The sequence below is a fragment of the Shewanella sp. KCT genome (genome assembly GCF_007636505.1).
Lineage (GTDB): Bacteria > Pseudomonadota > Gammaproteobacteria > Enterobacterales > Shewanellaceae > Shewanella > Shewanella halotolerans.
The window spans coordinates 61951-74335 of sequence record NZ_LVDJ01000006.1; the positions used below are offsets into that span (position 1 = coordinate 61951).

The window sequence follows — 12385 nt, forward strand, 5'->3', positions numbered from 1 at the left end:
GTGTGAATCACTAAACACCAGTGATTTCCAGCAGATATTACTACAAAGTTACCCAGAGGGAGCGGATGATTTACAAAAATTAAGACTGAAAAACTCGTTGACGCTTTGGATTACTTTTTTAATCTTAATTAAAATTTACAAAGCCAATAGCAAAGGCTCTCTTAACTTCTTCCCTATTGATGTTCGACCACTGTCCTTAAATTGACCCTCTTGATTGGATAGAGTAAAACAATCACTTATATAACAATTATATGAATTCCCTTAGCCCCAAAGGTCATCGATGAGTTCAACCACCAATGCCCCCCGCACCCTCAAAGTCCCTCTCGTCAATGTGTATGCCAAAGGTGGCTACAGTGCCCAGTTGCGAATTGGCGCCGAGAAGCACCCGCTCAACCTGATCTTAGATACGGGTAGCAGCACCCTGGTGGTGTCTGGCAGCGACTATGTCGAGGAGCGCGACACTGCCCTCACCCCCACCAGCTTCGCCCAAGAGGTGCTGTACGGCATAGGTGGCTGGGACGGCCCAGTGGTCTACACCCGGGTGGGGATTCGTGAGGATGCGATAGATTTCGATCTCCATGACGACCATGTTCCCCACGCCCACCATCCGATTGTGCTTGAGCAGTGCCCTGTGGCCGTGGTGTCATCTCTTGCCCAAGAGACCAGCTTTGCCGATGCCGACGGCATCTTAGGTCTGGCCTACGACGCCCTTAACAAGGTCTATGATCTCAAGAGCTATTTTCATCACTACGGCATAGCCCCGGCGCTCACCTTCCCCTGGCCCTTCGATGAGGAGATCCACCTGTGCAGCCAGCACTATCGCCCCATACTCACTGAAGCGAATCAGGACTTCTCCATGGGTCAGGGCGCGCTCGCCGCGCAAGACACCCAGTGGCATCAGGCGACCGAGACGAGCTTCAACAGCGAAGATCTGCGCCAGTTTAAACGCTTTCTGCGCACCCAGCCGACAGATGATCTGCCGCCCTATTTCAGCAATTTAACCAGCCACGGCCTGACCCCCAACAAGTTTGCCTTCTTCGCCCGCCGCTCCAGTATACATGTGGCCAGCAAAGAGGTGCTCGCACCCAACAGCGCCAACGAGTTCGCTTTCCTCGGCCAGGATCCCCTCAACCAGGGCTGGTTGATCTTAGGTGGCGGCGAGGAACATACCGAACTGTATCAAGGCGAATTTAAAACCATAGCGGTGATCGAAAACCGGTATTACAACGTCAACCTGGTGGGACTAAAAATAGGCGATGGCGAGATGATCCCCAGCCTGCTGACGCAATCTGTAGAGAATGCAGAGCAGCAAGCATTAGCGGAGCACGAGTCAGCAGAGCAAGCGCCAGAAGCAGACGACGCCCAGCAAGATAACTCACCATCAGACACAAGTGCGCTCTGCCCAGACGGCCAGCACCTGCACACCCATGGGGTGCATATCTGCGACACCCTTAGGGGACAGAGCAACGCCATCATAGACACGGGCGCCTCTGCAATTGTGCTCACCCGTCACCTGTTTGGCGCGCTGACTCAGGCCCTGGAATCGATAGATCCCAAGTTCACCCAGCAGATAGCCCCCTTTAGCGATATCGCCTTTCAGCAGACAGGTATCGACATGGCAGAGCTACAGCTGGAGCGCTGGCCGGATCTCATCTTCTATTTTGTCGGCCCGCGAAACGAGCATGACTCGGCGCCGAGCTGCGACGATCCCGACTGTCCACCGGGATGCGAGCCTATCGCCATCCGCGTCACGCCCCAGCACTACTGGCAGATCAACACGCCGACTCAGGGCAAGGCCTGCTTCAAGCTGTTGTCGCAGCTGCCTAATTGGCCGGATCAATCCATTTTGGGTCTGCCGCTGATGAGCGCCTACTATGTGGTGTTCGACCGCTCGGTGGACGACAAGGGAGTGATCCGCTTCGCCGAGCAGAGACCGCTGCAGATATCCGAGGTGCAGCATGCCAGATAATGAACCCTTCTCATCAAAGCAACTCCCCTCAAGGGAGCAGCTTTCAAGCGAGCTGCCCTCTAGGCTAACCCACTACCTGGCAGACCATGGTTTTGCCAGCCAGCGCCTGACCATGCGCCCGATAGATGAGTCAGACAAGGCGCTGTATCGCCGCCTCTATTGCGACGAGAGGGTGATGCGCCATATCTGTCAGCCGTTCACCCATGCCGAAGCCGACAAAGCCTTTGAAACGTCAATTAAGGCAACCTTAAAGGCATTACAACACCCCGATACACCACCTAGCTACATGCTCTGGGTCATAGTAGAAAAAGCTTCAGGTCATACAACAGGCGTTATCGGACTAAATTGGGACCAGACTCAACGAGAATTGGCCGAAATCGGTATCATGATGCTACCCAAGGCACAAGGTAAACTACTTGCCGACGAGGCCGTCATCGCCCTGATAAAGCACAGTAAAAAAACACTGCAACTATCAGAAATTAAAGCATGTTTCTCTATTAAAAATCTTGCCACCAAAAGAATCGTAAAAAAACTGGGATTCAAACAACGTTCGCCCAGTCATCCCGCTCATGGTATTGGAGATGAAACCAGCGAGAGCCAATTGGAATACTTTTTGAGTTTGGCCGAAGAGTCTCAATAAAAAACCTGCCAAACAAAAATAATAAAGAGTTTTAAATCCAGTAAATTGCTGTTAGCTTTAACCCTTAATTAACAAGCATAACATCGGACATACTTAACATGGCGGGAAGCCTGGCTTGTGTCGGCATTGGGATGACACTAGGTGCTCACATCTGCCCGCTGGCACGCAGCTATATTGAACAAGCCGACGTCGTTTTCTCCGGCGTTTCAAACGGCATAGTAGAACTCTGGCTACAGGAGATGCACCCAGACGTACGCTCGCTACAGGTCTACTACGGCGAGGGTAAGTCACGTCATATCACCTACCGAGAGATGGTCGACGCCATACTAGCAGAGGTCAGACAAGGCAAGAAAGTCGTCGGCGCCTTCTACGGTCACCCCGGCGTATTCGCCCAAGCGCCCCACAGATCCATAGAGGCGGCGCGCGCCGAAGGGTTCGAGGCTGTCATGGTGCCCGGCATCTCCGCCGAAGATTGCCTGATCGCCGACATTGGCATAGACCCTGGCCAATTTGGCTGCCAGCAGTTTGAAGCCAGCCAGTTTATGTTTTACCAGCGGCGCTTCGACCCCTCCTGTTGCCTGATCCTCTGGCAGATAGGCCTGGCAGGTGATAAGAGCATGGCCAGATTCGCCACCGGCAAGGCCCATCGTCAGGTACTGATAGAATTGCTGGCAGAGACTTACCCCTTAGATCATCAGGTGATCCTCTACGAGGCCGCCGTGCTCCCCATAGATAAGGTGCGCAAACACACTCTGCCGCTACGGGACCTGGCCGATGCCGAGATCTTCATGCATACCACCCTGGTGATCCCGCCAAGCGAAAAGATGCGGCCAAACCCTACAATCTTGGAGAAGCTGGCTAAACTTGAAACGGCATACCGAGTCGATGACATCCTAATACCCGAAAACTAACCACCAACAACAATAAGGACGAACAATGTCAAACGTCATTGAATTACTAGAGCGAATTGGAAACGATGCAGGTCTTCAAACTCAAGATAGTTTTAGTCAAGCAGTCATTGACTCAAATCTTTCAAACGATTTAAAAAAGATGTTGTTAGAGAGAGATGTAAAAAACCTCGCCCGTGAACTTGATGTGTGTGCCGATGTTGTCTGCGCAATGTTGCCAGCAGAGGATGAACCAAAAGAAACAGATGAGAGTGACACCCAACAAGAAGAAAAATAATTCGATATTGAGACACTCGTTTTGTTTATCAAAATTACAAAACTCATTCTAATATTCTGCCTCATCGCCCCCATATGGGCCGGTGAGGTGGATATATTAAATGAAAAACTCATTAAGGCAGATCAACTGCGCAGCAGCGAGCCCCAAAAATTTGGAGAACTTCTGGCATCCTTAGATGAAGATGTAGATAAGTTATCCAGAGAGCAAAAATATTATTACAACTATCTTAAAGCCTACCAACTTTCCTTTAAGGGAGAGTTTGAAGAGGCGATAGCACTCTACAAAGAAAACTTAATCCATGACAGCCCAAAACTAATACAATTCAGATCAAATCTATCTATTATCAATATTTTAGCCATATCTAAAAATTGGACAGAGGGACTATCAAACCTCTCAAAACACCTTGAGATGTTACCGGAGATCGCCGAACCTGAATTTCAACAATTGGGACTACTGGTTGCGGCACTGTTTTACAACCAACTTGGGCAATACGAGCTGGGTCTGCGCTACGCCAACAAGCTGGAGTCTATTGTCAAAGAGGATAGAAATGCCTGTTTGGCAATTCAACTCACCATAGAAGCCAAACTCAAACTTCATCAACTGGATGAAAATAGTCCTGAGATAAATAACGGCATAGATGTTTGCGAAAAAAGCGGTGAAACTCTGGTTAGTACAATTATAAATACTTATGTGGCCACACTTTTATTAGAGCAACACAAAAACCAACAAGCATTACAACTACTAGAAGCACAGTTAGACACAATCCACGCATTTAACTATGCACCTGTCTCTTCTCGCTTGTACTCACTGCTTGCTCAAGGCTATCAAGAGTTGGGCCAGACCAACAAAGCAGAAACTTATGCATCCCAAGCCGTTGCAACCTCTATACCTATGGGGAACGATGAATCAAGCGTGATCGCCTATCGCATCTTATATCAGACGAATAAGGCCAGAAATGACTACAAGGCGGCGCTGGATTATCACGTCAAGTACGCCCAGGCCGACAAGGCATATCTGGACGACATCAAGACCAAGCATCTGGCCTTCCAGCTCGCCGAGCATCAGGCGGCGGAGCAGAAGAGTCGTATCAAACTGCTGGACAGACAGAACAACCTGTTGCTGACCGAGCAGCAACTGGCGAAGACCCAGGCGGAGAACAACCGGCTATTTATCTCGCTGCTGATCGCCATCATCACCCTGCTGGGCTTCTGGGCCTATAAGTCATGGACGATTCAGAAGCGCCTCAAGCAGCTGGCGGAATACGATGCCCTGACCCATGTGTTTAACCGCGGTCACTTCACCCAGGTCGCCCAGAGCGCGCTCACCTACTGCGAGAGCAGCGAGGTAGACCTCAGCTATATCCTGTTCGATCTGGATAACTTCAAGCAGATCAACGACAAGTATGGTCACGCCTGCGGCGACTGGGTACTGAAGAAAGTCGCCAAGGCCTGTCAGGCCCAAGGACGCAAGAACGATATCTTCGCCCGCATCGGCGGTGAGGAGTTCTGTATCGCCCTGCCCGGCTGCGACCTACAGACGGCGGTTAAGCTGGCCGAGGCCTGCCGTAAGGCGATTGCCGGGATTGATTGTAGCACCACCGGCCACGAGTTTGAGGTTACCGCCAGCTTTGGGATCACAGATACTCAGATGTCGGGCTATAAGCTGGAGCGGCTGATCAACGACGCCGACAGCGCCATGTACCAGTCGAAGGAAACCGGGCGGGATCGCATCTGTATCTTCGACCCCGAGGCCAAGCGCACTATCCCTCAGGCGTCCCATTCTCTGCTCTCCCTCTAGCGAGGGAGGCTAGCATCAAGCGTTCGGGCCAGCCTTGGCATGAGGCAGGCCACCACTATCTGCCCAGATATTAATTGTGCTGCTGCGCAACAGATTGAGATGAAAGCCTTTTGCCAAGCCGCAGCCCCTTTTATAATCAGGCAGTCGGAAACTCAAGCATACGTAAAAAGGGAATGACTCTCGTGCTAAAAAAACTGCTCGCCATGACCAGCTCGACCCAGATGCTCGTCGCCATGTTTGTCGGTTTTGCGGTGGGGCTCTTTTTCGGAGAGTCCGTCGGCTGGATGAGCAGCATAGGCACCAGCGTGATCCTCTTGATGCAGATGACGGTATTGCCCTATATTCTGGTCTCCTTGGTAGGGGGCATAGGTAAACTCAAGCGCGCCACCGCCAGCCTGATCTTCAGCCGCGCCGGCGTCATCATGCTGCTGCTCTGGGCTGTCGGACTCCTACTGGTCGCCCTGATGCCGCTCTCCTTTCCCTTTGTCGAGACCGCCTCCTTCTTCAGCACCAGCTCCATAGAGCCCGCCGCGGCCATCGACTACTTTAAGCTCTATATCCCCTCCAACCCCTTCCAGTCGATGGCCGAGGGTTATGTGCCCGCCATGGTGATCTTCGCCATCGCCATGGGGCTGGCACTGATTGGCATGGAGGGCGATAACAAGCAGCTGATCATTAACTTCATGCACACCTGCAGCGAGATCTTCTCCAAGATCACCCAGGCGCTGGTGAAGGTGTTGCCCATAGGGATCTTCGCCATGTCGGCCTCGGCCGCTGGCACCATGGGGGTGGATGAGTTTGCCAGCATGCAGGTCTATCTCGTCAGCTACTTCGTCCTCTGCCTGCTGCTCACCTTCTGGGTACTGCCCTGGATAGTCGCCTCCCTGACCCCGGTCACCTTCGCCCAAGCGCTAAGGATCAGCAAGTCCAGCCTGGTTACCGCGTTTGCCACCGGCAACATCTTCATCGTGATCCCGGTGATCGTCGAGGAGTGTAAGCAGATCATGCGCGAGCATCAGAGCCTGAGCGACGATGCCGAAACCTTGGTGGAGATCTTGGTGCCCATCGCCTTCACCTTCCCCAACATAGGCAAGCTGACGGTGATCCTCTTCGTGCTCTTCGCCGGTTGGTTCAACGGCACCCCGATAGAACTCAGCGCCCTGCCGTCGCTCTCCATCAGCGGCGTCTTGTCGCTGTTTGGCAGCGTCTATGTGGCTATCCCCTTCATGCTGGACCTGGTGCATCTGCCACAGGATCTGTTCCAGCTGTTTGTGATGTCGGGCTTTATCACGGGCAAGTTTAACTCCATCACCGCCGTGATGAACCTGTTTGCCCTGACGCTGCTGACGGTGGCGCTATTTGAGAAGCGTCTAAGACTCAGGCCGCCGCAACTGCTCAAGATGGCCATAGGCGTGGGGGCCAGCGTGGTGCTCACCCTCATCGTCTGCCGAGTGGGCATGGGGCTGTTTATTCACAGCCCAGAGGTAACCAGCGGCGTTATCGCCAACATGCAGGTGGCCGACAAGGTGCCGACCAAGGTGAGCAAGCAGTATCCGGTATTGGGTCAGAGCGCCAGTCGCCCTATCGCCGATGTCAACGCAATCCGCGCACGCGGCCTGCTGAGGGTCGGTTATATCCCCAGCAATGTGCCCTTTAGCTACTACAACAACGCCGGACAACTGGTGGGCTTCGACAGCGCCATGGCAAATCGTCTGGCAGACGATCTTGGGGTCAAGGTCGAGTTCATCCCCTTCGAGAAGGACAAGCTGGCCGCCTCCCTCGACGCGGGCTTCTTCGATATCGCCATGTCGGGCCTGGCGATGGATATCGAGCAGATGGATAAGCTGAGCTATGTGGAGCCAGTGCTGCTACTTAATCTCGCCATCGCCACCAAAGACCACAAGGTCAACAGCTTCAAGCGCAACCAGTCGATCAAGGCGATGCAAGATACCACCATCGCCTATGTGGAGCACAGCGACATTATCGAAGATGCCAAGGCCTTCTACCCCAACCTTAAGTTCGTCAAGATTAAGGGCTACAAGGACTTCTTCCGTCAGAAGGGCGACAAGTATGATGCCGTGGTGATCAGCGCCGAGGCGGGCTCCGCCTGGACCCTCTTCTTCCCCGGCTATGGCATAGCGCCGCTGGAGTACAAGGCGAAGTACCCTATCGCCTATGCGGTCGCCCAGGACAACCAGTCGCTGCTCAACTATGTCAACAACTGGCAGAAGCTGCGCAAGGTGGATGGCCACCAAGAGCGGCTCTACAACTACTGGATGCTAGGCCAAGGCGCCAGCGAGCCTAAACCCAGGTGGTCCATCATACGCGACGTGCTGCACTGGGTAGATTAAGGCTATCCCTCGCGCCCCAAGGCATCACCCAGGGGGCCGAAATAGGCCAGTAGCTGGCGATAGATGCTCTCTCTATGGTCGAGGCTAGGGTATCCGCCCGCCTTGGCCAAGGGCGAGTCCAGGGTCTCGTTGACCAGGTAGGGGTTGCAGATCTCGGGATGGGACTCGATACAGGCCTCGAAGGCCCTGGCCATCATCTCTGTGGGTTTGGAAAAGTATTGCCTCCCCTGCTGCCTGTCGAGCGCCACGGCGCGGCCTACATACTCGTGGCTGTCCTGGCCATCGCCGCTCAGCAAGACGCAGGCAAACAGCTGCATTAGGCGATCGTTAAGGGGATGAACAATTGGCGTGTGTTCGGCCAGCCAGCAGTGACTGGCAAAGGCGATACCCGTCGACGGTATCTCGAAGGCCTTGGTAGCGATATAGTGATCGAAGGCATGCCAGAACTCGTGTGCCAGGGCGCCGGCACCGGCATTTTTTGCCAGGGCTAATTCTCTCTGAGCAGGCATATAGTGGGCCTGCACGCCCATCTGTCCACCTGTCCCGAAGGCCAGGTTCAGTGTCTGTCTCAGCCCCATGGCCTTGGGCGGCAGCTTTAACATGAAGGCGAGATCGGCAAAGGCGTCGAAGATAAGGTTGGCCGCCTTATGCTTCTCTTCCTCCTCCACCCAGCTACCCAGGCGAATATGATTGAGGCCAAATACCTCCTTGATGTCGTGAAAGCTCACCTGCTCACCGCAGCGATAGTCTGGCCCCTCACGTCGATAATGGTTTCGTTTTAGCACTCGCCTGCCCATAAAATTGCCCGCAGCCATCATACCCTATTTTCTGTCTATGGATGACCTCGGCAAAAAAGGAGGTGTGGCACACTTTCAAGTGCTGGTTATGGCCCTCGATAATCGCACCAGCAGCGACGAAGATAGTCGCAACATCGGCACACAAAAAAGCCGCCCTAGGGCGGCTCTTGGCATTGCTGCTAATACGAAGCAGATCAGACTTAAACCATTAGGCTAGGCTATCTTCAGCGCCGCCTTGTCACTTATAAGCTGCATGTCGAAGTCGAACTCATCGACACGAATGGCGCGCTCACGCTTAAGGTTATAGTCCAGTAGTTGCTTGTGCTCGCCCTCTGTGATGATCTTGGCTTCGCGGGCGCGGTCCAGCGTCTGGGCGAATCTCACGCCAGACTTGAAGTAACCCTGCTTCAGTCCCTTCTTCACCTTGGCCAGCAGCGGCAGACAGGCGATCTTCGCCAGATAAGCCTGCTGGTTGATGTCGTTGCCATCGCCCGGTACTGGCTTCACCAGATGAGTCAGCTGACGCTTGATCTGGGTGTTGAGCTGCGCCTCATGGGCCAGTTCACGGATCAGGTCGTCGTTGATCTTCTTCATCTTAGGCGAGTAGGTCACAGTGATCAGCTTTATCAGCTGACGTGTCGCAGCTTGAGGGAAATTATCCAGGAAGCTCAGCAGGGCATTTTCGGCGTTCACCAGCGCCCAGCGGGTCGCGTACTCGAAGTAAGGCCTAGCCTGGGCACGATGCTCGCTGCTCACCTTCTGCTCGTAGTAGCGAATCGACGCCATGGCCGCGTACAGGTAGCTCATCACATCCCCCAGACGCGCCGACAGCATCTCGGCCTGCTTGAGTTTGCCGCCAAGCACCAAGAGAGAGAAGTCGGCATATACAGCTAGTTTCGACGCCAGCTTGTGCACCGCCTTCTCATATTCCACCACTTCGCTCAACTCAGACTTGGCATCGGCGGTAAAAGGCAGCAGACCCAGGCGGAAGGCGCGCAGGCTGTTGCCCACACTGTAGCCAACAGTCTGCTTAAAGATACGGTTAAAGGTCTTGTCGGCATCTTTGTCATCACTGTGAATCGCCTCAACCATGCTTTGCAGATGAGGGTGACAGCGCATCACGCCCTGACCGAAGATCATCAGGTTACGGGTCAGAATGTTCGCCCCTTCTACCGTGATGGCGATAGGCTGCGCCACATAGCCAGAGGCCAGGGTATTCTGCGGACCACGCTGAATCGCCTTACCGGCCTGAATATCCATGGCCGAGTTCAGCACGTCGCGGCCAATCTCCGTCATGTGGTACTTGGCCATCGCCGTTACGACTGAGGGCTTGAGCCCCAGGCCCAGGCCTTCGGTGGTCAGTACGCGCATCGCCTCTTGCAGATAGGTCTTACCGGCGATATCCGCCAATTTCTCCTGGATCCCCTCGAACTTGCCGATGGCCAGGCCAAACTGCTCACGCACCGCGGCGTATTCCGCCGACGACTTGAATGACGCCTGGCTTACCGAGACCCCAAGAGCCGGCAGCGAGATACCACGGCCGGCACCGAGACAGGCCACCAGCATCTGCCAGCCACGGCCAATATTCTGCTGACCGCCTATGATGAAGTCCATTGGGATAAATACATTCTCACCACGTGTGGTGCCGTTATAGAAGCGGCAGCCCATAGGATCGTGACGGTTACCCAGCTCGACACCCGGATGCGACTTAGGGATCAGCGCACAGGTGATCCCCAGCTGCTCCTTGCCGCCCAGCAGGCCTTGTGGATCTTCCACCTTGAAGGCCAGCCCCAGCACGGTAGCGATAGGCGCTAACGTGATGTAGCGCTTGTCCCAGGTCACCGATAGGCCGAGCACCTGCTCGCCCTGGTAGTCGCCCATGGTGACTGTGCCGATATCGGGAATACCGCCGGCGTCCGAGCCCGCCTCAGGACTGGTCAATGCGAAACAAGGGATCTCCTGGCCATTGGCCAGACGCGGCAGCCAGAAATCTTGTTGGGCCTGAGTACCGTAGTGCATCAGCAGCTCGCCAGGGCCTAAAGAGTTAGGCACCATGACGGTAACCGCCACCGCCGAACTCTTGGCGGCAATGGTGGCCACAATCGTCGAATTGGCATAAGGGCTGAATTCCAGGCCGCCGAAGGCCTTAGGAATGATCAGCGAGAAGAACTTATGCTCTTTTAGGAAATTAAGTATGTTGTCTGGCAGATGCAGGCTGTTTTGAATGGCAAAGTCATCCACCATCTCGATAAGTGTCTGCACAGGGCCGTCGAGGAAGGCCTGCTCCTCATCGGACAGGGTCGCCCCCGGAACCTGACGCAAGGCATCGAAATCTGGGATCCCCTGATAGATAGATCCCTCTAGCCATACATCACCGGCGTCGAGCGCCTCTTGTTCAGTGGTAGAAATACTCGGCAGTACTTTTTTAAATTTTGTTCTAATACTCATCTTTCAGACTCATCCGACCAGAAAACCTAGTGTGCATTACGTCACAAAAAATGGATTAGATCAAATATTCTAACCTCAAAAAAATGCTTTATTTTACAGTTACAAACGCAACTAAAAATTAAGCTCATTCTTTTCAAAAGGTTACAAGTGTACGCTCAAATAAAAAATTTAAACAGCTGTTTCATATAATTGTTTGAATCAGGCCTTTTTTGACCTAGATCAGAGACATTTTTCATTAATGAGTGAGCGAAATCACCCTGTTTCAAAAATGAAAAAATAAGCATATATATTTACTAAATTAGCACTACTTATTATGTGGTTATAAGCTTAAATTATCATCACAAATAACCCTGCGATATGGGCCAAATACCCAGCTTATGCCACCTGTAGCGGCACAATAAGCCAGCGCATTCGCCCACATGCAGCCATCAAAATAAGAGAGTGCTTCATGAAGATAGCCCTATTTATTCCCTGTCTGGTGAACCAGATGATGCCCCATGTCGGCATCGCCACCGTCGAACTCCTCGAAAAACTCGGCCATCAGGTCATACTGCCCAAGGGCCAGACCTGCTGTGGCCAGCCCATGACTAACTCGGGCTGTTTTGATGAAGCCAAGAAAACCACCCTTAAGCTGCTGAACGCCTTTAAGGGCGTCGAGTGTGACGCCATCGTCTGCCCGGCCGCCTCTTGCCTGGTAGCCGCCAAGGAGAACTTCCATGAGTTTGACAACAGCCCAGAAGCCCAGGCGGTGATCGACAAGCTCTATGAGCTAACCGAGTTCCTCCACGATGTGGCGCCGATCCCCGCCTTCAACAAGGCCTTCAACTACAAGATCAGCCTGCAGCTGAGTTGCCACGGCATCCGCATGTTGGACTTAGCCACGCCGAGCGAGCAGATGGGCCCACGCACCAATAAGGTCGAGGCCGTGCTGAGCCGTATCCCAGGTATCGAAATCGTCTACCCAGATCGCCGCGATGAATGCTGCGGCTTCGGTGGTACCTTCGCCGTCGACGAAGGCGCCGTTTCTGCCAAGATGGGTAAAGACAAGGCCCAGGCCCATGCCGCCACGGGTGCCACCTATGCGGTAGGTTTCGACCCCTCATGCCTGCTGCACCTGGATGGCATGATCCGCCGTCAGCTATTGCCGATCGCGACCCGTCATATTGCCGAAGTCATCAACGCAGCCCTGTAAGGAGTA

The 12385-nt window shown here is 53.6% G+C and carries 9 protein-coding genes; 7 read left to right on the plus strand and 2 right to left on the minus strand.

Annotated elements, in window-relative coordinates; genetic code table 11:
* The first annotated feature begins 280 nt into the window (after nt 1-280).
* The 6 genes from AYI87_RS10375 (at nt 281) to AYI87_RS10400 (ending at nt 7942) form a co-directional block, all read left to right on the plus strand.
* Complete coding sequence (locus AYI87_RS10375) at nt 281-1969, plus strand: pepsin-like aspartyl protease (RefSeq protein WP_144201848.1); 1689 nt, start codon at nt 281-283, stop codon at nt 1967-1969.
* On the plus strand, nt 1959-2609 hold the full coding sequence (locus tag AYI87_RS10380) for a GNAT family N-acetyltransferase (protein WP_144201850.1): 651 nt from the start codon (nt 1959-1961) through the stop codon (nt 2607-2609). The genes AYI87_RS10375 and AYI87_RS10380 overlap by 11 nt, the downstream gene beginning before the upstream one ends.
* A gap of 98 nt (nt 2610-2707) precedes the next feature.
* Nucleotides 2708-3520, plus strand: a complete 813-nt coding sequence (locus AYI87_RS10385; RefSeq protein ID WP_144201852.1) for an SAM-dependent methyltransferase — start codon at nt 2708-2710, stop codon at nt 3518-3520.
* Between the two features lie 25 nt (nt 3521-3545).
* Nucleotides 3546-3794, plus strand: a complete 249-nt coding sequence (locus AYI87_RS10390; protein ID WP_144201854.1) for a hypothetical protein — start codon at nt 3546-3548, stop codon at nt 3792-3794.
* Nucleotides 3795-4202: 408 nt separating this feature from the next.
* Nucleotides 4203-5591, plus strand: coding sequence for a GGDEF domain-containing protein (locus AYI87_RS10395; protein ID WP_260865118.1), 1389 nt, complete (start codon nt 4203-4205; stop codon nt 5589-5591).
* A 173-nt stretch (nt 5592-5764) separates the two neighbouring features.
* Nucleotides 5765-7942 (plus strand): cation:dicarboxylate symporter family transporter, encoded by a 2178-nt coding sequence (locus AYI87_RS10400; RefSeq protein WP_144201857.1) that lies wholly within the window; start codon nt 5765-5767, stop codon nt 7940-7942.
* A 2-nt stretch (nt 7943-7944) separates the two neighbouring features.
* Here the strand turns inward: AYI87_RS10400 and AYI87_RS10405 are convergent, their stop codons facing one another.
* On the minus strand, nt 7945-8727 hold the full coding sequence (locus AYI87_RS10405) for a CLCA_X family protein (protein ID WP_144201859.1): 783 nt from the start codon (nt 8725-8727) through the stop codon (nt 7945-7947).
* A 225-nt stretch (nt 8728-8952) separates the two neighbouring features.
* Complete coding sequence (locus AYI87_RS10410; protein ID WP_144201861.1) at nt 8953-11187, minus strand: acyl-CoA dehydrogenase; 2235 nt, start codon at nt 11185-11187, stop codon at nt 8953-8955.
* Between the two features lie 448 nt (nt 11188-11635).
* On the opposite strand from AYI87_RS10410, the gene AYI87_RS10415 reads away from it, so the two are divergent.
* Nucleotides 11636-12379, plus strand: a complete 744-nt coding sequence (locus AYI87_RS10415; protein WP_144201863.1) for a (Fe-S)-binding protein — start codon at nt 11636-11638, stop codon at nt 12377-12379.
* The last annotated feature ends 6 nt before the right edge of the window (nt 12380-12385 follow it).